26 protein-coding genes are annotated in these 22,876 nt (G+C 37.8%); 3 read left to right on the forward strand and 23 right to left on the reverse strand.

The features are described 5' to 3' along the window. Positions 1-65 precede the first annotated feature (65 nt). From KS419_RS21250 to KS419_RS21295, 10 genes are all read right to left on the reverse strand, one after another. The gene (locus tag KS419_RS21250; protein ID WP_217068699.1) at positions 66-602 is read right to left on the reverse strand and encodes a 2-oxoacid:ferredoxin oxidoreductase subunit gamma family protein; all 537 of its coding nucleotides are present in this window, start codon (positions 600-602) and stop codon (positions 66-68) included. After that, the gene (locus KS419_RS21255) at positions 602-1,360 is read right to left on the reverse strand and encodes a thiamine pyrophosphate-dependent enzyme (RefSeq protein WP_217068700.1); all 759 of its coding nucleotides are present in this window, start codon (positions 1,358-1,360) and stop codon (positions 602-604) included. The genes KS419_RS21250 and KS419_RS21255 overlap by 1 nt, the downstream gene beginning before the upstream one ends. Then, complete coding sequence (locus KS419_RS21260) at positions 1,357-2,421, reverse strand: 3-methyl-2-oxobutanoate dehydrogenase subunit VorB (RefSeq protein WP_217068702.1); 1,065 nt, start codon at positions 2,419-2,421, stop codon at positions 1,357-1,359. The genes KS419_RS21255 and KS419_RS21260 overlap by 4 nt, the downstream gene beginning before the upstream one ends. Before the next feature lie 16 nt (positions 2,422-2,437). Then, positions 2,438-2,665 (reverse strand): ferredoxin family protein, encoded by a 228-nt coding sequence (locus KS419_RS21265; RefSeq protein ID WP_246594361.1) that lies wholly within the window; start codon positions 2,663-2,665, stop codon positions 2,438-2,440. A gap of 18 nt (positions 2,666-2,683) precedes the next feature. Beyond that, positions 2,684-3,367 carry a hypothetical protein gene (locus tag KS419_RS21270; RefSeq protein WP_217068706.1) on the reverse strand — a complete coding sequence of 228 codons (684 nt, stop codon included), beginning with the start codon at positions 3,365-3,367 and terminating at the stop codon, positions 2,684-2,686. Positions 3,368-3,843: 476 nt separating this feature from the next. After that, positions 3,844-4,281, reverse strand: a complete 438-nt coding sequence (locus KS419_RS21275) for a DUF2663 family protein (protein WP_217068708.1) — start codon at positions 4,279-4,281, stop codon at positions 3,844-3,846. Positions 4,282-4,342: 61 nt separating this feature from the next. Then, positions 4,343-4,651 carry a hypothetical protein gene (locus KS419_RS21280; RefSeq protein ID WP_217068710.1) on the reverse strand — a complete coding sequence of 103 codons (309 nt, stop codon included), beginning with the start codon at positions 4,649-4,651 and terminating at the stop codon, positions 4,343-4,345. A 66-nt stretch (positions 4,652-4,717) separates the two neighbouring features. Further along, positions 4,718-5,305, reverse strand: a complete 588-nt coding sequence (locus KS419_RS21285; RefSeq protein ID WP_217068712.1) for a CPBP family intramembrane glutamic endopeptidase — start codon at positions 5,303-5,305, stop codon at positions 4,718-4,720. 1 nt (position 5,306) lies between these two features. Further along, a complete protein-coding gene (locus KS419_RS21290) occupies positions 5,307-6,827 on the reverse strand; it encodes a RecQ family ATP-dependent DNA helicase (protein ID WP_217068713.1) in 1,521 nt (506 codons plus the stop codon). After that, on the reverse strand, positions 6,820-7,887 hold the full coding sequence (locus tag KS419_RS21295) for a YpbB family protein (protein WP_217068715.1): 1,068 nt from the start codon (positions 7,885-7,887) through the stop codon (positions 6,820-6,822). The genes KS419_RS21290 and KS419_RS21295 overlap by 8 nt, the downstream gene beginning before the upstream one ends. Positions 7,888-8,147: 260 nt before the next feature. Between KS419_RS21295 and KS419_RS21300 the strand changes: the two genes are divergently transcribed. Beyond that, positions 8,148-8,396, forward strand: coding sequence for a ferredoxin (locus tag KS419_RS21300; protein WP_217068717.1), 249 nt, complete (start codon positions 8,148-8,150; stop codon positions 8,394-8,396). A 49-nt stretch (positions 8,397-8,445) separates the two neighbouring features. Here KS419_RS21300 and KS419_RS21305 read toward each other — a convergent pair whose 3' ends face one another. Next, positions 8,446-9,090, reverse strand: coding sequence for a Crp/Fnr family transcriptional regulator (locus tag KS419_RS21305; protein ID WP_217068719.1), 645 nt, complete (start codon positions 9,088-9,090; stop codon positions 8,446-8,448). 149 nt (positions 9,091-9,239) lie between these two features. After that, entirely contained in the window at positions 9,240-10,295 is a 1,056-nt protein-coding gene (locus KS419_RS21310) for a M14 family metallopeptidase (protein ID WP_217068721.1), read from the reverse strand. 328 nt (positions 10,296-10,623) lie between these two features. Between KS419_RS21310 and KS419_RS21315 the strand changes: the two genes are divergently transcribed. Further along, entirely contained in the window at positions 10,624-11,310 is a 687-nt protein-coding gene (locus KS419_RS21315; RefSeq protein WP_217068723.1) for a SurA N-terminal domain-containing protein, read from the forward strand. Between the two features lie 55 nt (positions 11,311-11,365). On the opposite strand, the gene KS419_RS21320 is transcribed toward KS419_RS21315, so the two are convergent. After that, the gene (locus KS419_RS21320) at positions 11,366-11,923 is read right to left on the reverse strand and encodes a cob(I)yrinic acid a,c-diamide adenosyltransferase (RefSeq protein WP_217068725.1); all 558 of its coding nucleotides are present in this window, start codon (positions 11,921-11,923) and stop codon (positions 11,366-11,368) included. A 209-nt stretch (positions 11,924-12,132) separates the two neighbouring features. Here KS419_RS21320 and KS419_RS21325 point away from each other — a divergent pair, with 209 nt between their 5' ends. Then, positions 12,133-12,666: a MogA/MoaB family molybdenum cofactor biosynthesis protein gene (locus KS419_RS21325; protein WP_217068727.1), complete on the forward strand. Its 534-nt coding sequence runs from the start codon at positions 12,133-12,135 to the stop codon at positions 12,664-12,666. On the opposite strand, the gene KS419_RS21330 is transcribed toward KS419_RS21325, so the two are convergent. The 10 genes from KS419_RS21330 to KS419_RS21375 form a co-directional block, all read right to left on the reverse strand. Then, positions 12,640-12,960: a hypothetical protein gene (locus tag KS419_RS21330; RefSeq protein WP_217068729.1), complete on the reverse strand. Its 321-nt coding sequence runs from the start codon at positions 12,958-12,960 to the stop codon at positions 12,640-12,642. The genes KS419_RS21325 and KS419_RS21330 overlap by 27 nt on opposite strands. A gap of 281 nt (positions 12,961-13,241) precedes the next feature. Further along, on the reverse strand, positions 13,242-15,026 hold the full coding sequence (locus KS419_RS21335; RefSeq protein ID WP_217068731.1) for an ATP-binding protein: 1,785 nt from the start codon (positions 15,024-15,026) through the stop codon (positions 13,242-13,244). Further along, entirely contained in the window at positions 15,026-15,742 is a 717-nt protein-coding gene (locus tag KS419_RS21340) for a response regulator transcription factor (protein WP_217068733.1), read from the reverse strand. The genes KS419_RS21335 and KS419_RS21340 overlap by 1 nt, the downstream gene beginning before the upstream one ends. A 175-nt stretch (positions 15,743-15,917) precedes the next feature. Beyond that, positions 15,918-17,105, reverse strand: coding sequence for a c-type cytochrome biogenesis protein CcsB (ccsB, locus tag KS419_RS21345; protein WP_217068735.1), 1,188 nt, complete (start codon positions 17,103-17,105; stop codon positions 15,918-15,920). After that, on the reverse strand, positions 17,083-18,780 hold the full coding sequence (gene resB / locus KS419_RS21350) for a cytochrome c biogenesis protein ResB (protein ID WP_217068737.1): 1,698 nt from the start codon (positions 18,778-18,780) through the stop codon (positions 17,083-17,085). The genes ccsB and resB overlap by 23 nt, the downstream gene beginning before the upstream one ends. Before the next feature lie 12 nt (positions 18,781-18,792). Beyond that, positions 18,793-19,320, reverse strand: coding sequence for a thiol-disulfide oxidoreductase ResA (gene resA / locus KS419_RS21355; protein ID WP_217068740.1), 528 nt, complete (start codon positions 19,318-19,320; stop codon positions 18,793-18,795). 93 nt (positions 19,321-19,413) lie between these two features. After that, the gene (locus KS419_RS21360; protein WP_217068741.1) at positions 19,414-20,133 is read right to left on the reverse strand and encodes a pseudouridine synthase; all 720 of its coding nucleotides are present in this window, start codon (positions 20,131-20,133) and stop codon (positions 19,414-19,416) included. A gap of 155 nt (positions 20,134-20,288) precedes the next feature. Next, positions 20,289-20,819, reverse strand: coding sequence for a spore maturation protein (locus tag KS419_RS21365; RefSeq protein WP_217068743.1), 531 nt, complete (start codon positions 20,817-20,819; stop codon positions 20,289-20,291). A 6-nt stretch (positions 20,820-20,825) separates the two neighbouring features. Further along, positions 20,826-21,416 (reverse strand): nucleoside recognition domain-containing protein, encoded by a 591-nt coding sequence (locus KS419_RS21370; protein WP_217068745.1) that lies wholly within the window; start codon positions 21,414-21,416, stop codon positions 20,826-20,828. After that, positions 21,409-22,572, reverse strand: a complete 1,164-nt coding sequence (locus KS419_RS21375) for a D-alanyl-D-alanine carboxypeptidase family protein (protein ID WP_217068747.1) — start codon at positions 22,570-22,572, stop codon at positions 21,409-21,411. Before KS419_RS21375 ends, KS419_RS21370 begins: the two co-directional genes overlap by 8 nt. Positions 22,573-22,876 lie beyond the last annotated feature (304 nt).

The raw sequence follows: 22,876 nt of genomic DNA on the forward strand, positions 1-22,876 counted from the left end.
CCACTCTCCTTCAATAAAGTTGGAAAATTTTATGCAATGTTAGTGGTAGAGTGCTACGTCTTTCATTAAAGAACCATTTCCATCCCTGATTCCAAAGCAGCTATATTAACGGGGATCAGATGCTGTTTTTCTTTACCTAAAACATGCAGTAATGCTTCCACTAAACTTTCCTTAGATAGTATACCAGTTTTTTCAATAAAAGCACCTAAAATTACCATACCTGCAACACGGTGATTTCCTAATTTTTCTGCAATTGTTGTTGCCTGGATAGAAAATAAGGAAATGTCATTGCGTTTGCACGGAAGGTTTACCAAATCCCCATTAGTCAATATATTTCCCCCAGGAACAACTTTTTTTTCGAATTTCTCAAAAGAAGGATTATTTAAAAGAATCACGGTGGTTGGTGAATCGATTATAGGGGAGCCCACTTTGCTATCACTTATGACAACAGAAACATTTGCAGTTCCTCCCCTTTGCTCTGGTCCATAAGAGGGGAGCCAAGATACTTCTTTTCCTTGTTTCATCCCAGCGAATGCCAGTAACTGGCCCATAGACATAACACCTTGACCACCGAAACCAGCAATGATAATCTCTTCTTTCATCAGGATTCCTCCCCTTTATATTGCCTATCCTTATAAACTCCCAATGGATAATATGGAACCATCTCCTGTTTCACCCATTGTAAGGATTCCTCCGGATTAAGTCCCCAGTTTGTGGGACAAGTAGACAACACTTCAACCATGGAAAAGCCCTTTTCTTCCTGCTGGGTTAAAAATGCCTTTCGAATAGCTTTCTTTGCCTTCATTACATGAGCAACATCGTGGGTTGAAACCCTCTCAATATATGATGCCCCATCTAATGTAGCAAGCATTTCAGACACCCTGATTGGAAGACCTTGTGTCTGTGGCTGACGTCCCTCAGGAGAAGTGGCAGTTCTTTGCCCCAATAGAGAAGTGGGAGCCATTTGCCCTCCTGTCATACCGTATATGGCATTATTCACAAATATCACAGTAATATTTTCTCCCCGTGCCGCTGCATGGACAATTTCTCCCATACCGATCGATGCCAAATCTCCATCCCCCTGGTATGTAAAGACAATTCGGTCTTTAGGTAAAACTCGCTTAATCCCTGTTGCAACTGCTGGGGCTCTTCCGTGTGCCGCTTGAGTCATGTCACAGTTAAAATATTGATAGGATAAAACAGAGCATCCAACGGAAGCAACACCAATTGTTTGTTCTAGTACATCCATTTCTTCCAGCGTCTCTGCAACTAATCGATGAATGATCCCATGAGTGCATCCAGGGCAATAATGAGTTTCCGTATTCAACAAGCCCTTTGATCTCTCGAAAACAACTTTCATCGTAACACCCCATTTCCATGCATTTGAAACTGTTCAACCAATTCTTCCACAGTGGGGATAATTCCCCCGGTTCGTCCATAAAAGGATATTGGAACTTTCCCTTCAACGGATAATCTAACATCTTCAACCATTTGACCAGCACTCATTTCCACCACAACGATCTTGTTAAGTCTTTCACAATAACTTGCAATGACATCCGTCGGATAAGGCCATAAACTAATTGGACGTATTAAGCCAATCTTCATTCCTTCATCCCTTACACGATCAATGGCACTTTGACAAATTCTCGCAACAGTTCCATAAGCTACAATTGCCATTTCTGCATCTTCCATTAGATACGTGTCTACTTTTATTTCATTCCTTCTTATGAGTTTATATTTTTCCTGTAATTTGCAATTTCTCTCTTCTAATTTCACATCATTAAGATCGAGGGAAGTGATTGTTTTTGGAGAACCATCCCCTTTAGTCCCAGTGGTTGCCCATTCTTTATCGATCACAATTTGATTATCTGTCTTTAGAAACTCTACTGGTTCCATCATTTGTCCGAGCATGCCGTCCCCCAATAAAATAACTGGTGTTCGGTATTGATCTGCAATACGGAACGCCTCTTGAGTTAAATCCACTATTTCCTGAAGGGTACTCGGTGCAAGCACTGGTGTATAATAATCCCCATGTCCTCCCCCTTTTGTCACTTGAAAATAATCTGATTGGGAAGGCTGAATATTTCCTAAGCCAGGACCACCCCTTGCGATATTTACAATTACAGCAGGTAAATTTGCAGCTGCAAGGTACGATATACCTTCTTGTTTTAAACTGAATCCAGGACTGGAAGATGATGTCATCACACGAACTCCTGCAGAGGAAGCTCCGTATACCATGTTTATAGCTGATACTTCGCTCTCTGCCTGCAAAAATAACCCTTTAACCTCAGGCAGTCTTTTTGCCATATACGCTACCAATTCGCTTTGTGGGGTAATTGGATATCCGAAAAAATAGTGACAACCTGCTAGTATAGCCGCTTCTCCAATTACTTCGTTCCCTTTCATTAACACTTTCCCCATAAGGATTCTCCCCTTTTCAAGATGCTTTTATCTTGTTTTTCTCTGGTCGAAAAACAGATATTACAGAATCAGGACACATTCTTGCACAAGCGGCACAACTAGTACATTTGTTCTGATCCAGAACTTCAGCAGGGCGGTATCCATTTCGATTTAAACGATTTGCTAATTGAATAATTTCTTGAGGGCAAAAAGCAATACACAAACTACATCCTTTACAGTAATCTTCTTTAATGATGATTCTCATCATTCTCTCTCCCTTCGTTTAATTCCATGGTGCCAAAAGTTTTCGTTCAAATAACGTTACGTTTTTTGCTTCTGGTGAAGTTCCTTCTTCAACCCACCGGTCCCATGCCTTTTTGTTTATAAATGAAAACATATATGGAATATTCTTCTTTTCTGATACTTCAACAGCTATCCGCTCCCCTTTAATCACCTCTTCAGGACCATAGATATCATCACCTAAATGTGTATTGTTAATGATCCCAGTAACTTGAAGCCTCGATGCTGTCTCAATCTCATCCACAGTTTGAATTACCCCTTCCACTGTACTTACATATGGCCGATTCCCATTGACCACAAACCATAACTCATATTTTCCTTTTTTGATGATATTCGAAAATTGTCCAAGTGCTAATGCTCCGTCTTTGTCTCCACCAACATCGATAATTCCATGTACCATGGTGTTTTCTATCATAGCTGAAACTTCACCTGTTACTATTGGTAGGTCAGCTAGTAATAAGTCTCCCTGTGGTGCTAAAAGATGAATGTTGTTATTACATAGGTGTTCTTTATAATCTCTGGATCGGAAATATGGGTTTATTACATCTAAGTCACATAGTGTAACTGGCATTTTGGTTTCATTTGCCATTTTTTCGGAATAAAAAAGAGAGAGTTCCGTCTTCCCACTCCCAAAATGCCCTGTAATTATAATTAACTTTCTTTCCATTTTCTTTCCCCCTCAATCTCAACTTAATTATAATCTATGTATGGAAATACCTACAATACCATCTAGGATATCGTCATAAAACCGTTGAAAATTAAGAAAAGCGGATTCGCCTAAGATCACGAGCGTAGGGCAGTGGAGGAATGACAACAGAAGTCCGCTTTTTGACTTCAGTTGTCACTTCCGAAGTGCCCCGCAGCGAGTAGGAAGCAACTGAAAAAGTTTAAAACCACTTTTTCAGTTCCTTTTATTTGTATGGCAATGGCTGCGCTCGTCGCTCGCCTGATAGGATAAAACCGCTCCTATCAGGCTTTTTAAAGATTGCGACGGCTACGCTCATTGCTTAGGGACTGTAAAAGTGGAAAAGCACCACTTTTTCAGTTCCCTTGCGAGTAGGCGGTGGAGCTAGACAATGCCCGAAGGTGCTAAAACTTATAAATTCTTACCATTTGAAAAAGGAAGCACTACACTAGTGCTCCCTACTTGTGATATAAATTAATATCGTGCTTTTCAGCTAATTCCTGGTATTTTTCCAATCTCAATTCTTCCAGTTCATTTGAGTTCCAAATATCTGATGAACGATCAATAATATCTTCTTTTAGTTCATCATAATCCTTTTCTTTTTTTTCATAATTCTTCGACTTCACATTAAATATATGAAAACTGATAACTAATATGGCGATCCACAACAGTAATAAAGCGTCAGATATAATGAAGGTTAAATAGGATGTGACTTGACCCCCTGTCAGAAATTTAATAGCAACATATATTAAGCCTGCAACTAAAATTCCTAGAAAGATATAGCCCCATTTTTCTACATCCTTTTCAGCCTTTTCTTCTTTTCCTTTTGCTTCGATCAAAGCCTCAATAACAACTTCATGATAGGATTTAACTGATTTCGGCTCATTACTCCCCATCGCTCCCTCCCCCTTCCGTAGATTGCTAATACATTATATGCAAAGGGGACAGGTTATACATCTAGAATATTTTTTCGTTCCAGATTGGATACGTCAATACGATAGCAACAAGGGAAATAAATAGAATCAGTAAAATTCTCACAAGTGGAAATTCAATTTTTTTCTTCTTTTTTTGCCGTATTTCAGCTCTAGTAGCTTTTGATGAGTGATGGGCATCCTTTCTTGAGGGAAGGCTTAACACATCTATCTGATCATCCCCTTCCCTTTCATCCTCTTGTTTAGTTTGTTGAGTTTGTTGAATTCTATTAAATGGATAATCCATCAAATTTGTTTTCGTTTTTTTATAGTCATCGGGAGATTTTAATGTCATTATCTTCACCTCGTTACGGACGAATTTTATGTTCATTTTACACGAAAACAAAAGAACAAAATAGTACTAATCTTTGATTCCACCATTTAAAAAGTTAAACCGGATTGCAAGTCCCAACAGCATATCTATGATAAGGTGGCACATTATCACTGTCAATAAATTACCTGTATATAAGTATAAATAACCGATAAAAAAGCTCAGGCAAACGGTAACAATTAGTAAAAATGGTTTTCTTAAGTAACGAAAATGAATAACTGTAAAAACAATAGCTGCAGGAATCAAACCAAAATATGTTTGTAGTACGCCTCGAAATAATATTTCCTCTGAAACAGCTACAACAGTAGAAAGGATGATAATATGAAGAACCGATCTATTTCCAAACACTCTTTCATTAATGCCACCATCATCAAACCAGTGTTTAGGTAGTACTCTTGCAGCAATGATTTCCAATATAACCACAAATACCCCGGCTATAAATCCAATAAGAATATCTTTACTATCCCATTTAATAAGTTGAAAGGGATAGAACCAACTGTCAAACAAGATCCTGCTTAACATAAGGGAGAGCAATAGAATAATTAACTGAGTAATATATAAGTTCAAAAGTAATTCTCTGTCCGTTAATTGCTTGATGAGTTCCCCTTGTTTTTGCATTCTATCGCTCCGTCCATTGAGGTAGCAACATCTTTTGAAGTTGTTCCTGCCATGAAATATATTCCATTCTTTGTATCGGTTTTTTCTTTTTTTCCCACTTCTCTTCCAGATACCCACAAACAGAACAACATGCTTCCTGCTCAAAAGTATAGGATTCACCAAAATAAGATAAAATTCCTTGTCGAATACATTGATTTCCTTTTACAAGTTTAACAAATCTATCTAAGCACAATTCTTTTTTATTTTTACGATTCATAAAGAATGCCGACAACCGATTTACATATTGACTATTAATTTTATTCATTAATAAAAGATCAGCATGGATTATCCCAGACTTCTCTAAATAATAACGTAACATCCGCCAGCGAACATCATCAATCTGAAAAAAATCCTTTAACCAATTTGCCTGTATGCTGTCTTCCTTTCGATAAAAGGAAAGTCCATCTATTAACCAAAGTTGTAGTTCCTTATCCGTCGGATACTCCATTTCAATAAATCTTCGTGGTAATGTCTGATCTTCCTTCGAAAAAAAGAGGGTTGCAATACTTTCCATACCATCCCTTCCAGCCCTGCCAATCTCTTGAACATATTGTTCAATGGATGAGGGAAGATGCATATGAATTACTGTGCGAATATTCTGTTTATTAACTCCCATACCAAAGGCATTTGTAGCACAAATAAATGGAATTTCGTTGTTTAAAAACTGATACTGGACTAAAATACGATCTTCTTTAGTCATACCACCATGATAAAAAGCAGCATTGAATCCCATTACATTCATTTTCTCGGATAAACGCAAGGCATCATTCCTTGTGGCAGTATAAATAATTCCAGGATGTTCCACGGTTGAAAGAAATTCGAAAAAGTTCTCTTCTTTCTCTTTTGTATTTTCTGCTTGGTTAATATTCATTCGAATATTTTTTCTATTGACAGAAAATCGATGAATGGTTGGGTTTTTCATCCCAAGCTCCATTATGATATCTTTTTCCACTTGAGGTGTCGCTGTTGCCGTTAAAGCTAAACAGGGTGGTGACCCTAATAAGGCACGCACCTCTTTCAATCTGAGATAATCTGTTCGAAACTCATGACCCCATTGAGAAATACAGTGGGCTTCATCTACAACAAATAAACCTACTGGTAAGGACTTTAAACGTTTTTTTATATATTCATTACCCAACATTTCCGGAGATATAAACAGCATCGATTGATTTGTCAATTCTTTTAATACACGAGTTCTTTCTTCGAAAGACAGAAGACTATTTATTTGAACCGCAGACTTATCACCATATGCCCTAAGTTGATGAACTTGGTCTTCCATTAAGGACAAAAGCGGTGACACAATGATTGTTATCCCATCAATAAGTTTGGATGGAAACTGATAACATAAGGTTTTCCCTCCCCCTGTCGGGATGATCGCAACCACGTCTTTCCTTTCTAAAACAGATTGGATAATGTCCCTTTGACCAGTTCGAAAGCTTTTAAACCCAATTTTATCATGCAATAAACGCTCCAATTTATCCATTGGGATTCAACTCCTGATACTTTGTAAGTGCTAACCGTATTTGAAAATAACTAATCTCTGAACCAAGCGCTTCTTTAATTATCCTTAAACGTTTTGTTTTCAGCTGATTAGCAATAGATAATACGTTTGTTAATTCTTCTTCGGATAAATATGATATAACAGGAAAATTTTTATCATTCAACGCTAATTCAACAAGATGATCTTCAATTGTACTGCGTTTCAACCCCCGTTTCGTAATGATCTCCTCCATGGAAAACCCTTCATCTAATAACAGTTTTGTATGTTGTGCAGATCCTGTAATTAAATCTACTCCTCTTGATTTATCCAAAAAGTGTCTCATTACACTATCCTCTTCCGCCGTTTCTTCTATATTTTGTAGCCAACGGTGAAGTAAAGACTGGAAAACAAGTCTTGTGTATACGTGATCATTTTTAAATCTATCTTTTAATTGATGAAATGTTTTACCAGTACCCTTCGGAGTTGTAAATCGATTTACAATTAGCTCCGCCTCTGAATCGGAAAGTTGTTGAAGAAAGTGATAGATTTCATCATGTAACTTTTCACACAAAATTTCTAATGGAACATTTACAGATTTCAAAAAATTCTTAACCCATTGCTGCGTTTCCACTTCATATGAAACAGGTATGAATGTTCGGTTACCACTCATTAAATAGGTTATCGATTGAATGGACAAAGATAATTTCCCCCAAAACAAAGGGGCCCTGTCTGTCCATTCGAACATTGCACCGTTATAACCTTGTGGAATGTAATAACAATTGTTTAATTGATTCAACACTTCCATACCACTTCTCGTAAGACGAATATTTTTACCAGCTGATTCTACCATATCCGTTTTAAAATAGTAATCAAGAATTTTAGTGAAAGTTTCCTTCTCTAAATCATTTTGAGAGCATACAATCGTCTGAAGATTAAATAAATGAGTGTCTTGAAGTGTTTGTGCAGATCGTTTTCCTTTTATCAAGTGATAAACTCCACTAGATGTCCTTTGTCCATTAAATCGTTCAATGACGGTTAAAATAATCCAATCAAGACAATTCATAACTTTTCCCCTACATTCATCTAAGTATTGTTTCTATCCCATTATAAGGCACTTAACGTATTCAATCTATTAGAAATCCTTTACTGATAAGCATTCTCATTCATTTTAACTATTGAAAAAGTAAATGAGAGCATTTACAATAAATATGTAAGAACATCTTTCACATAAATAATTAAGACGTTCTTCAATAAGTAACCCTTTATACATAAAAAGAGATTAATAAAGGGATTCTATATTTAATTCAATGGGAGGTTTTTGTTATGGCAAAGTACACAATCGTAGACAAAGACACTTGTATCGCCTGTGGTGCCTGTGGTGCTGCAGCACCGGATATTTATGATTACGATGATGACGGTATCGCATGGGTAATTCTTGATGATAACCAGGGTACGGAAGCGGTTCCAGAAGAGCTTTATGAAGACATGGAAGATGCATTAGATGGCTGTCCTACAGACTCCATTAAAATTGCCGATGAACCGTTTGATGGGGATGCCTTAAAGTTTGAATAAATATTTAAACCACCGAGAATTCTCGGTGGTTTTCCCTGTAATTCAGATTCTATATCATAAAGTCTGTTTTGATAATAATTCTATCCTTCTTTACTTCCACCAACTGTTCCCCTTCCCATTTTTTCAGTTGCCTACTGACAGTTTCCCGTGTTGATCCAATAATATTACCTAATTCCTGATGTGTTAGCCGGATCGTATTCCCTTGTGTTTCCTGAAGATGTGCAATGGCACCTTTTAATCTTGCCTCCACATTTAAGGATAAAATCTCATTTAATTTTTTTTGTAAGAAAACAATTTTTTTATTCATCACCTGAATGATTCTAAAAGAAAGCTCTGGATGTGTTTTTATTAAATGGTTAAATGCATCAATTGGAATAGACAATAACACTACATCTTTTTTTGCTTTTGCGGTCCCTGGATAAGGCGATTGGTCAAAAAAACCAGAATGGGGAAATATCTCTCCTTCTCCTAACACGTTAATTAAACTTTCTTCCCCAGTTTCTGTTAGTTTACTTATTAGAATGGTGCCTTCTCCAAGAACATAAATCGAAGTTCTTGGGTCCCCTTCCCAAAATAAAACTTCTTTATCTTTTAATTTCTTTACCGTACTCATTTCAATAATTGGTGACAACTCTTCATTTGACAATCCTTCAAAGAAAGACATTTCCTTCAAGTGCTTTTTCCAATTTTTCAAAACCTCACCCCCAAAAACATATACTAATACAGTATCTGATCCATTTTTATAATCATAACTCATTTAAGTGAAAAATATAATGGGACAAGCAAAATCCAATCGAAGGAGTGGAGGATTTCCTTAACAAGTGGGAGCTCTGTTATAGGTTCCTATATCTTTAATCCTTCCAAGGCTAATAGGACATTGTTTGACCAAATTTCTCCATAAGCCCGAAACGGTAATGGATTTGTACCAACCCCAACTTCAATAGTAAACCCCGGTCTTCCTGTCTCTTGAATAAACCAATCTTTATACCCTCCATCGCTATCGGCTGTCCTGATCGGGACGTATGAACTTTTATATGACAGTCGATGAACCATCTCTTTACTACTTTCCGGTTCTAAGTTTCTATACCCCCAATAAATCAACTGTCCTTGCGAATGAAAAGCTAAAACATGAGAAAACTTTCTGGACATTGTTAATGTATAAACTGCCTGTGCCTCAGGTTCTGTTAAAGGGCCCGTTCCACTGTAATGTCTTGGCCAAGGCTGTTGAGGACTTTCATCTGCTTCCTTTTTCCAACCAGCTGGCCACTGATGATTTAAATCCACTCCACGGATATTGGCTGACCAATGATCAAATGAAGGTGAGTCCTTATTTGTTTTATTAATAAAGTCATAATACGGATGAGCTGGATAATTTCCTTGCTGAACTAACGTAATCCCATCTGGATTAACCATTGGGACAATATATAACGTCACTTCCTGAAGAAGGTCTCTCACATTCTCCCCATAAAATAATGTATTATGAACAGACGATTCCACTAATTGATCCACCCAATCGCAAAGGAACTTGCTTGTCATCCATTCGTTTGCATGCCAGCCCCCAGAATAAAAAACTTCCTTTTTTCCTTCCCCAATTTTTATTAAATAAATTGGTTTGCCTAATACTGAATTACCAATAACAGATACTCCTTGTACGTTCCCATCCCATTGAATAATGTATTTTTGTACATCTTCTAATGAAAATTCTTTCACACACTCTCCCGGACGTTCTACCCTTTCCCCCATAAAACCAGTAGGTATAATTAAATCATCACCTGGCTGTATATATGCATGTTCTCCCTGAATTTTCGGATTATAATCTAAAATATCTTTTACGTAAATATGATGATTAAAAGCTACTTTATGAAGTGTATCTTCCTCTTTAACTTTGTATTGTCGCATAGACACCCACCTTCCCCTCTTCTATACTATGTAAGAACAACCAACGAAATGATATGGACTAGACTGTTTAAAATACCATTTCAATTTTCTGCATCAGGGAATAGTGGGAATGTGAAAAACAATGTAAGGATTGTTTTTCTAAGATTTTCTGTCATAATCTATGATAGATTATCCATTAACACTTTTAAAGTGACAGTATATGTTCTCAATTAATGTGTACAACACATAATTTTTTATATTTATTAAATTGAATTCTTTTCTTTATGTATGTTAAAGTTGTAACTAGTCTAGTTGATATCCCTTTACGGGAAGAAAGGTGGAAGTAGTAATGAGTTTTATAAGGAGATTTTTGCTTACGACATCAATCGTAGCAATACTGGCACTTGCCGCTTGTGGTGGAGACGAGCAAGGAGATTCAGAAGATAATAGTCAAGCAGGTATATCCGAAGGGGAAACTGCTGCAACGGTTAATGGAGAGAATATTTATTTAAATGAGCTAGATCAACAGCTTAATCAGATAAAAGAACTCTATGCCCAACAAGGCTTAGATCTTGAAGCAGAGGAAAATGCTGAAATGCTTCAAGAATTAAGAAGAGGAATTCTTGATGAGATGGTTCAGGATAAAATTCTGATTCAGGAAGCTAACAATCAAAACATCGAACCGACAGAAGAAGAAATCGATGTTGCCATTGAACAAGTAATGGGACAATACCAGATGACAGAGGAAGAACTTCAAGAGGTACTCGACCTGCAAAATTACACACAGGAAATGTTTCGAAGTGATATCAAAGATCAGTTGAAGATACAACAACTTCTTACTTTAGAGCATTTGGATTCTTCCCAGTTAGAAGTATCCGATGACGAACTTAGAGATTATTATGATGAGATAGTTGCACAATACGGAGAAGAAGTGGGAGAATACGAAGAACTTCAAGTGGAATTAGAAGAAAGCTTTTTACGGGAAAGATACTTAGAAAATCTCACCGAAAATGCAGAATTAGAGATTTTCATTTAAGGAAACAAGCACAAGCCGCTGGTTTGTGCTTGTTTTTTTTAGAACATAGTGTTAATTATTCAAGAATATCCTTTCCCCGTTCATAAAGGATATCCTCACGGCCTGATCGATAATTTATGACTCTTGCTGCAGCAAAAAGAAAATCGGAGAGTCTATTTAAGTATTGGATTGCTACTGGTGGAAGTGTCTCCTTTTCATCAATTGCGATTACCTTTCGCTCAGCCCTTCTGGCAATGGTTCTGCAAATATGTAGATAGGCGGAACCCTTTTCTCCACCAGGGAGAATAAACTGCTTTAATGGAGGAACTTCTGCCCAAAGATAATCAATTCTTGTTTCCAAATACGGAACATAATCTTCTTTAGAAGCCCACTTACCGTTTCCAGTAACATTCGCTAAATCCCCACCTAAATCAAATAACTCATGTTGAATCTTAAGTAAATCATCTTTCAGATCAGAGAACTTTTCCTCTGTCAAATATGATAAAGCTATTCCAATAAAACTATTCAACTCATCAATTGTTCCATACGCCTCTACTCTCTCGTGGGTTTTCCTCACTCTCTTCCCCACTAATTGTGTATCCCCTTTGTCACCTTTCTTTGTATAGATTTTCATGTAATTAAACTCCTCCTATCCCTTTCCTAGTATCAATACACTTTGGAAGTAGCGGATGCATCGTCAGTTCTAAATATTGTATCATATATACATCCCTTTTGTTCTGCTGCGGAAACGTCCAAAAACAATTTAACATGGAATGAGACCGATCTTCATTGTTTCCTGGAATAAGGAAAAGTAAAATAGTAAATAGAAAGGGGATGTAATAGATGAGTGTAAACGAACATAAACAAGAAGCACCGTCATCTGTATCATGTATGGTGCTAACAGTATCTGATACTCGTAACATGGAAAATGACAAGAGCGGACTTTTGATGAAAACGCTACTTAAAAAAGCAGGACACTCTGTTGTTCAACACCGAATTGTAAAAGATGACTACACAGAAATTCAAGCTTGTATACGTGAGGCAGAACAAAATTCTGCCATTGAAGCATTATTGATTAACGGAGGTACGGGAATAACATTTCGCGATACTACATATGAAGCTGTTTCTAGTATGTTGGATAAGGAGCTTCCTGGGTTTGGGGAACTTTTCCGGTATTTAAGTTATACAAAAGATATTGGTCCTGCAGCCATGTTGAGTCGTGCCATTGCAGGTGTCCGCAGTACAACAGCCATCTTTTCAACCCCTGGCTCACAGGGGGCTGTAAAACTTGCAATGGAGGAGTTAATCGTACCTGAATTATCGCATGTTATGAGGGAAATTTATAAAGACTTACACTGGAATGGAATGGGAGAATAAGAATTTTGAACAACCTTGATAAGAAAAGTGCAAGCGCCTAGGCTCACGAGCGTAGGGCAGTGCCTCTTCCTCTACAAGTATCGCTCTGAAGAATATCCGTCCATCGAGCAGGACGCCACGTCCTGTGGCATGCCCGATATTAGGACGTCCTGTCCGTTGAGGCAACTCGATGCATATTCGCGAAGTAAACGCTCGTTGGACAGCGAATTCGAAGAAGTAGCTAGAAGTCCGCTCTTTGACTTCGGTTGTCGCTTCCGAAGTGCCCCGCAGCGAGTAGGCGATGGAACTAGACAATAAGAAAAGTGCATTCGCCTAAGATCACGAGCGTAGGGCAGTGGAGGAATGACAACAGAAGTCCGCTCTTTGACTTCGGTTGTCGCTTCCGAAGTGCCCCGCAGTGAGTAGGCGATGGAACTAGACAATGCCCGAATGTGCTAAAACTATTACGCCTATCTATTAAAAAAAGAGTTCTAATTACGGTATATTTACCGATATTAGACTCTTTTTTATCAAGACAACTAGATAATAATCTTTGTTTCCTGTGAAACAAGATATTTCTTGAAATTGAGACAATTTTACGATGAAACATAAGGTAAATAGACAGAAAATGTCGTACCTTCATTTACTTTGCTGTGTGCTGAAATTCTGCCATTATGTGCTTCGACAATATTCTTCACAATCGCCAAGCCCAATCCAGTACCTGATCTCCCCCTTGTCCGGGCTTTATCAGCTTTATAAAACCGTTCAAATACAAACGGGAGATCCTCTTCTGGTATTCCGGATCCTGTATCTTGAATATCAATTCTCACGCCGTCCTGGTAAGATTCAACACGGAGCGTAACACTACCGTCCTCAGAAGTATGACGAAGTGCATTGTCTATAAGATTAGTCAATACTTGCTCAATACGGTCCCCATCAGCGTAGACAGCAGCTTCAAGTTCATTAATTTCATCGATTAGCTGAATACCATGTTCCTTTGAGACACCTTGAAACTTCCGAAGAACCCGATGACAAAAATCGGGAAAATTAATGGCTTCTATATTTAACTGAATATGTCCCGCTTCCATACGGGCTAAATCTAGAAATTCATTTACCAACCTGCCCATTCTCAAGGACTCGTCATAAATAATTTGGACTAGTTCCACTTTTTCTTCTTCTGTTTCAGCAATTCCGTCAATGATCGCCTCACTATATCCTTGAAGCATAGAGATAGGTGTCCGCAGTTCATGGGAAACATTAGCAATAAAGTCTTTCCTGAGTTTATCGTGGAGTCTTTCCTCTGTCATATCACGTAGAACAGCAACAGCACCACGGACATCATGCTGTCCATATAAAGGTGTCATCAAAATGACCCAACTTCGGCCCTGTACATCCACTTCACCCATTTGTTCCTTTTCTTCTCTTACTACTTTCTCAAATAATTCTTCCAGTTCCTTCGGTAAACTACCTGATTCTTCCACTTCATAGCCTTGCTCATACAACCAGGCACTGATAAATTCTGTTGCCGGTGGATTCGTTACCATTACAGAACCCTCTCGATCTAACGTTATTACACCATCTGCCATGGAACTTAAGATCCGAGAAAGTTGTTCTTTTTCCTGATTAAGTGCAGTTAAGTTTGTATTAAGTGCCCTAGCCATTCGATTGAAGGCAATGGCAAGTAATCCAATTTCGTCATTAGTCAAAATGGGAACTTTCATATCAAAATTACCTTTGGCTACCTCAAGGGAGGCTTTCCGCATTTTCCGAAGGGGAGCAGTGATTCTCGTTGTTAAAAAGAATGCGAATATTGTTGTTAAAACAATAGCAATTCCAGCAGATAAATAAATAATATGTTGAGTTTGTCTGGATGCGCCTTCTAAAATTTCCAAAGATTGATATAAATATAAAGCGCCTGTTTGATTGGGAGATAACTCTATCGGCATTCCAAGAACCATAAATGAATCTGAGACCTCTTGTCCATTCAGGGGAAAAGTATAATCCCCTTGAGTAACTACCGTTTTCCCTTCAATCAATACACGCGAAAGATCTCGGTCTTCAAAAAAGACCGAGACGGGCAAGTCATGTTCCAATTCCCCTGTTGCAAACCAGTATTCTTCCTCATTTACAACTACAACTACTTTGGTTGCAAACTGCTCAGAAATATCTTTTGACATGGAAAAAGCCGCTTCTTGAGTATTTTCCCCTTCCAGAAGGGAAGCAATCAAGCCTGCATTATTCATTAATTGACTTTCTGCCTGTTCCGTATGGAATCGTTCAAAGTATTGTAAGAGCATGATGGTGAGAATGGTTAAAACAACAGAAACTAAAAGTAGAATAGTGACCCATAACTTACCTACGACACTACGCCAAAGCAACATTATCCCTTCACTGCCTCGAATTTATAACCGACTCCCCAGACAGTCGAAATCATATTAGCAGCTTCCGGCGAAACTTTATTTAACTTTTCCCTTAGTCGTTTGATATGTGTATCTACCGTTCTTAGATCACCAAAAAACTCATAATTCCAGACATCTTTTAACAGTTGTTCACGGGCAAACACTTTATCTGGAGATAGTGCCAGATAGTGCAACAATTCATATTCTTTCGGTGTTAAGTTAATATGCTTCCCGTCAGCAGTAACACGATGGGCATCATTATCTATTGTTAAGTGTGGAAATACAAGTACGTCTTTTGTCGTTGTTTCCGTCTGCAAAAATTTTGTGGAAGAAGATCTCCGCAATAATGCTTTTACTCGTAGAACAACTTCTCTCGGACTAAAAGGTTTGACAATATAATCATCAGTACCCGCTTCAAACCCTTGAACTCTATTGGCCTCTTCCCCTTTTGCCGTTAACATAATAATCGGGGTAGCCTTATGTTTACGTATTTCCTCACAAACCTCTAATCCATCTATTCCAGGCATCATTAAATCCAGAACTATTAAATCATAATCCACTTCAAGTGCCATGTTAAGTGCTTTTTCACCGTTTTCTGCATCGTCTACATCATAGTCTTCTCTTTCTAAATACATTTTGAGAAGACGGCGAATACGCTCTTCATCATCAACAACTAAGATCTTAGCTTCCTGTGCCATGATAAATCCCCCTCAACCATTTCCATAATAGTGTCTTTTCCAATTTCGACTCTTTTATTCACAATTTATTGTATCATGTCAAAATGAGTTATTGTAATTATATATCAAAATAATAGGTTTTGTTGATCCAGTGTTTTTTTATTCCTATATTAACTCTTCCTCTATACTGGACAATTTAAGCGTATGAATGTAATCCGGCAATGACTAAGTTAACAAAAATTAGGTTGAACATTATTAATGCAAATCCAATTACACAAAGCCATGCACTTTTTTCTCCATGCCATCCCCTCGATAAACGGAGATGTAAATAGGCAGCGTAGAACAGGAATGTAATGAGTGCCCAAACTTCTTTTGGATCCCAACCCCAGAACCTTGTCCAAGCAATCTGTGCCCATATCATTGCAAAGATAAGCCCACCAAGGGTGAATACCGGGAATCCAATTGCTATCGCCCGATAACTTAATTCATCCACTGTTTGAGGATTCACTGCTTTTAGTAATGGCTGAATTGCTCCACCAATTGGCTTTCTAAATAATAAGCGAAGACCAAAATATAATATGAGTCCTCCTAAAATCGACCAAATTACCGTATTTAAATCATTACTTCTAATAATAGCGGGAGTAGCTAAGAACGGATCAAATCCCTCTCCAATTCTTTCCCCCTCATGTGGGCTAATAAGCGGTGGCATCGTATATACCATCTGGGCCTCAATACCTTTTTCATTAATATAATTAAATTCCGCTTCATAGTTTGCTGCACCGAATCCAATACCTAATAGGATATAGGCAATTGTACTCAAAATTGAAAATAAAATAAATTCTAACCACCTTACTTTTTTGGAAGCTTTTGAAAAGTCGATCACCCGAATTAAATAAAGCAGTCCTGCAGCAAAACCAATAGCTAAAATCCCTTGACCTAAGGCCACTGTAATAACATGAATCTTTAACCAATAAGATTGAAGAGCAGGAATTAAAGGCTGAATGTCCCTTGGGAACATGGATGCATAAGCAATAATTAACATAACAATAGGCATCGTAAACAAACCAAGAAAATTATTGCGATACATTGGGTAAATGATCGCAAAAGCGATTGCCATACAAATCCCTAAAAATGTTGTATATTCAAACATATTACTAACCGGGGCATGACCTGATGCAATCCATCTGAAAATAAAATAAAGCAGCGAAGCAACGATTGCTAAGATCGCAGATATATAACCTAACAAACCAGATTTATTTTTTTCTTCCCCTTTTTTATTCTTAAATCTTTTTCCCGTAATGGATACTGCAAAAAAGATCGTTGCTGCCAAGTACAAGAAAAACGCTAACAATAAGAAATTACTACTTACTTGTACTGCTGTCATCTTTTCCCTTCACTCCTTCTACTTCCTCAATTAAATTCCAATCGTCTGTTTGATCCAATGGCATTGGAATAGCCGTATTTTTTGTAATGGTTTCAAAATCTTTTTTTAGACCATGCCAATTCTTATTTGTATGACCTGCAACCCAAATCTCCCCATCTCGATTCTGTAACCAGATGCGCCGGTGATACCAATAAGACCCCTGGACTAAACCTATCATGAAAATTACTCCACCAACGATCAGAATTGGCAGCGTACGGTCTCTTCTGACCGTTAAGGCAGTGACATGATTCATGTCCACATCAATCATTCTGATCCGGTAATTGTTATCTCCATTTAATGCCTCATTTACTTGTACACCTACCAAACTCAATTCTCCCCGATCCGTATCTGGATTCATTTCAGGAGTAAACACTTCGAAAATAATTCTTGGGTTATCGGGTATCCGGTTGAGGGTATCCGGTTCTTTTTGATCATTAATATAAAAATTAGGAAAATACTGAAATATCTCCACACGATATCCGTTTTCAAATTCATACACTAGTTCAGGGTTAAATAAATCTACTGTGAACTGAATATCAGACAGGTCCTCTTCAGATGAATCTTCATTCCTTTGAAGGGTAAAAGTAAACTCTGAGAGTTCATTTAATTTATAGTCCACTTGATAGAGGGAATATCCATCGAAAGTTAACGGATCGTTTACACGGATGTCATACTGCATTATTTCCTCAAATTCAGTACCTAATCCTATTGGTCCCTCATTATTTATACGTTTTAATAGAGTGGCAGAAGTCTGAAACGTTTTAACAACTGGATTTCCCCCAGTACGTTCAAAGGACTCTCGAAATCTTTCATCTTCCTCATCATATAGTTCCACGATAAATTCATCATTTCTCAAGAAATACTCTCCATCAGTTCCCCTAATAACAACTTGCTCCCCTTCTCTCACCCAAATATGTTCGTCTATATACATCTCCGGGAAAAAACGGAGCATGGCACCAATTAGAAATATAATTAAACCAACATGATTTACATAAGGACCCCATCTTGCAAATCTGCCCTTTTCTGCAAGAATATTTCCATCTTCCTTAAAGATTCGATAGTGCTTCTCTTTTAATACCTTTTCTGCTTTCTCAATTGATTTTTCAGGTTCTTCCATTTTTTCTGTCTTGCTAAAAAGCTTTTGTCTACTCAAAAAACCTTTATGCCTAGTAACTCTTTGTGTTTTTAACGCACGGTGAAGTGGGACAACACGGTCTAAACTGCAAATGACTAACGAGATCCCAAGGGATGCGATCAGTAACATATACCACCATGAACTATACATAGTATGCAAACCAAGTTGGTAGTATAGTTTCCCGAGGACACCATATTCCTGTTCGTAGTACGTGCTTGCTCTTTCCCCGGCAGGTATGTACATCTCCTGTGGAAAAATTGTCCCTAGCATTGATGCGAGTAGTATAAGGACAATAATCCATATTCCCACCTTCACAGATGAAAAGAAATTCCATACCTTATCCACAACCGATTTTGAATACGTTTGAGAACGCCTTGCGACACCTTCATATCTCATATCTGCTAACGACTGATTATCGTCCAGCAGTGGTTTACCACATGATTCACATAAATACGTTCCATATGGATTCACATGGCCGCAATCACATTTCACTTTCTCCATATTAATCCCCCATTAATTACTTGGAATAAGCTTTTCTAGTGCTGCAACTACTTGTGTCTCTGATTTCCCCCCAACAGCCCTTTCAATGACAACTCCATTTTCATCAATTAAAAAAGATGTAGGTAGGCTTACAACGCCGTATGCATTACTAACTAGTCTTTGCTCATCTAAATAGAGTGGAAAATTATAATTATATCGCTCCATATGCCTTTCAACTATCCCGGCCCTTTCATTGAAGTTAACCGAAACAATCTCAACACCTTTTTCTTGATATACTGTATAATATTCCGTTAAATACTCCATTTTATCGCGACAGTAAGAGCACCAAGTAGCCCAAAAGTTAACATATACTCCTTTTCCCTGTAGATCAGCCAGTTCTAAATAATTACCATCAAGATCTTCCACAGCAAAGTTAGGAGCAATGTCACCTTGGTCCACGAGTCCACGCTCTTCAGAAAAATGATTATAAAATGTATAGCCAATAGCTATGAACATGACGAGTAAGATGATGGTGCGAATTACAAGCCTTTTCTGTTTCATTCCTTCTCCCCCGTTTTCATTCCTATCAATCCATTTTCATGTTAACACTATCATAGTAATGTTTATATATTTTTAACAGTTTATTTGTGAACATTATGTGACAGCTAATTCCCTGAGTCTTTTCACCTCATGGGGCTTTAATTCTCGAAACTCCCCTGCATTCATCCCTTTCAAATGTAAAAATCCGTACTCCTCCCTTTTTAATTTGATTACAGGATGTCCTATAGCCTCAAACATTCGACGGACTTGCCTGTTACGCCCTTCATGAATTGCAATTTCAACAATCGAGGTTTCCTTTTGTTTATCAGACCGTTTTAATCTCACTTTTGCTGGAGCCGTTTTTCCATCTTCAAGCATAATTCCTTTCTCCAGTTTTTTTAGAGATTCTCTCAAAGGCATTCCTTCTACTTTTGCAATATAAGTTTTATAAATTTTATGTTTTGGATGGGACAATAAGTTGGCAAATTCTCCATCGTTTGTAAGAAGAAGTAAACCTGATGTATCAAAATCTAATCGACCTATTGGATAAATACGGTTCTCTGTTGGAAGAAAGTCAGTAACCACTTTCCTTCCATGTTCATCAGAAACACTGGAAATAACTCCTGTTGGTTTATATAACATAAAATATACTGGTTCTTCTTTGTCTAACGGAACCCCATTAACCACAACTTCATCATGGTTAGGATCCACTTTAGTCCCTAATTCGGTTACTTTTTTCCCATTAACATAAACTTTCCCGTCTATAATTAATTCCTCTGCCTTACGTCTTGATGTTAAACCTGATTGAGCAATAACCTTCTGTAAACGTTCCAAAATGTTCACCTCAGATAGTTTTTTCCTTATATGATCAGTTTGCTGATCAACATTCGTTTTCAAACCCTAATTTTATCTTTTTTTTTATCTACACACAATGAAAAAGCTCGTTTTTTGTAAAACGAGCTTTTTAATAATTATTATACGGTATAAAATTATAAAAATACTAAGGAAACTATGATGATGGATGCAAACACTCCAATGAAATCTGCAATTAACCCTACTTTGAGAGCATCTCCCATTTTTCGGATTCCAACTGCACCGAAATAGACTGTCAGAACATAAAACGTCGTATCTGTACTACCTTGCATCGTCGAGGCTAATCTGCCGATAAAGGAATCCGGCCCATGAGTAGCAATTAAATCACTTGTCATTCCTAATGCACCTGTACCAGACAGTGGTCTTATTAGTGCGAGGGGGACAATATCAGGGGGAATTCCTGCCATTTCTAATACTGGCCTAATTAAGGAAATAAAAAATTCCATAGCCCCTGATTCCCGGAATACAGTAATGGCTACCAACATACCTACTAAATAAGGAATAATGGAAAAAGACATCTTAACGCCTTCTTTCGCACCTTCCACAAATGTTTCATAGGTTGGTACTTTTTTTAACGTACCAGCGATTAATATAAATGCGATGATGCAAGGAATGATCCATATGGAAATAGTTGTTACCCAGGCCATGAGACGTCACGCCCCTCTTTTCATTCTGCGATAATAGAAAAACCTGTCCACTAATACAGCTCCTACAGTAGAACATGCTGTTGCAAGGATAGTAGTCCCAACAATCTCAGTAGGCGATACAGAACCGTATTGTATACGTATTGCAATAACAGTGGTAGGAATTAATGTGATACTCGCAGTATTAATGGCTAGAAGGGTGATCATGGAACGACTGGCTTCGTCTCTTCCTCCATTTAATGTTTTCAATTCTTCCATAGCCTTAATTCCCATTGGAGTAGCAGCATTCCCCAAACCAAACATGTTTGCACTCATGTTAGATAAAATGTAGCCAAGGGCAGGGTGATCTTTTGGTACCTCTGGGAATAACCACCTTGCAATTGGCTGTAATAATCGACTTAACCCCAATAGTAACCCTGACTTCTCTGCAATCCTCATTAGTCCTAACCAAAAAGTCAGCACACTTATCAACCCGATACAGATTGTTACTGCTTCACTTGCCCCCTTAAAAATTGCTTCATTTACTTGATCCATTGTTCCATTTATACCTGCAAAAACTAATCCGATAATAAAGAGGGAAACCCAAATAAGGTTAACCATGTCCCCTCACTCCTGCAGTCATAAACAATTGGTCTACCCATTGTTTCCAAAATGGTGCCTTTTCCTCTTTTTCTTCTATATACTTTAATGGAACAACACCGATCACTTCGTTATTTAATTCTATTTGTAGCGTGCCAATCGGATAAGGGTGACCATCTTCTTCCCAACGGTCATCTGTTGGCGGTTTATATAAGACAAGACGTGTATTTAAATTTTCTGTTTCTTCTTCTGATAATGGATACTCAAATGTATATTCTGCTATGACTTTATTCCGGTAATAGTCATCGTCTACACTCTTAACGATGCCCTCTTGAATTACAGTAAATATTTTAAAATTACTGAAGGCCCACTCATATAGACTTATGTGATCATTCCAGTCACTCGGAGCATTTATTGTTACAGCAATTAAATTAACATCATCTTTTGAGGCTGTAGTTACTAGCGTTCGGTTTGCCCTTTTCGTATAGCCTGTCTTTCCTCCTGTACAATACTCATATAGCTGAGTTAACAGCCTGTTCTTATTATTAAATATCCGATAATTTTCCCCTTCATTTCCCTCTGTTCTATAATGCTTTGTAGAAGTAATCTCCTTATATTCTTCCATTTCCATAGCGTATTTTGTAAGTAATGCCATATCGTAGGCAGTAGAATAGTGTTCTTCATGATCATCAAGACCGTGCGGATTAGCAAATGCAGAATTAAGCATTCCTATTTCTTCTCTTTTTTGATTCATCATCATAACAAAACCTTCGAGACTTCCTCCCACATGTTCTGCAATAGCCACTGCCGCATCATTTCCGGACCGGAGCATTAAACCATATACTAAATCACGGAGTTTTATTTTTTCCCCTGCCACCAAATAAATTGATGAACCCTCTGTTCCTTCTGCATTTTCTGAAATAGTGACCCAATCATCCAATTGCTCAGATTCGATGGCTAAAACAGCAGTCATAATTTTTGTTATACTGGCAATTCTCATTGGAGTGTGTGCATCCTTTTCAAACAAAACTCTACCACTTTCTTCCTCCATTAGAATGGCTCCCCTTCCCGATACACCCCCTGGATAGGTCGCAGCATTTACTTCTTCCTTCTCGACAGGAATGCTTATATAAATTAAACTCGCGGATAAAAAAATAAGCATTATTTTTTTCAGCATATGTATCCTCCACTCTCTACACAGTTGTTTGTACAAGTCTATGCATTGAAAAAAAAAGATATGTCCTAAATAAGAAAAGCGCAAGCGCCTATGGTCACGAGCGTAGGGCAGTGGACGAATGACAACTAGAAGTCCGTCTTTGACTTCAGTTGTCACTTCCGAAGTGCCCCGTAGCGGTTAAGAAGCAACTGAAAAAGTTTAAAACCACCTTTTCAGTTCCTTTTATTTGTATGGCAATGGCTGCGCTCGTCGCTCGCATGATAGGAGAATACCACTCCTATCATGCTTTTTAAAGATTGCGACG

Origin of the sequence: Evansella tamaricis (assembly GCF_019042215.1) — a bacterium.
GTDB lineage: Bacteria > Bacillota > Bacilli > Bacillales > Salisediminibacteriaceae > Evansella > Evansella tamaricis.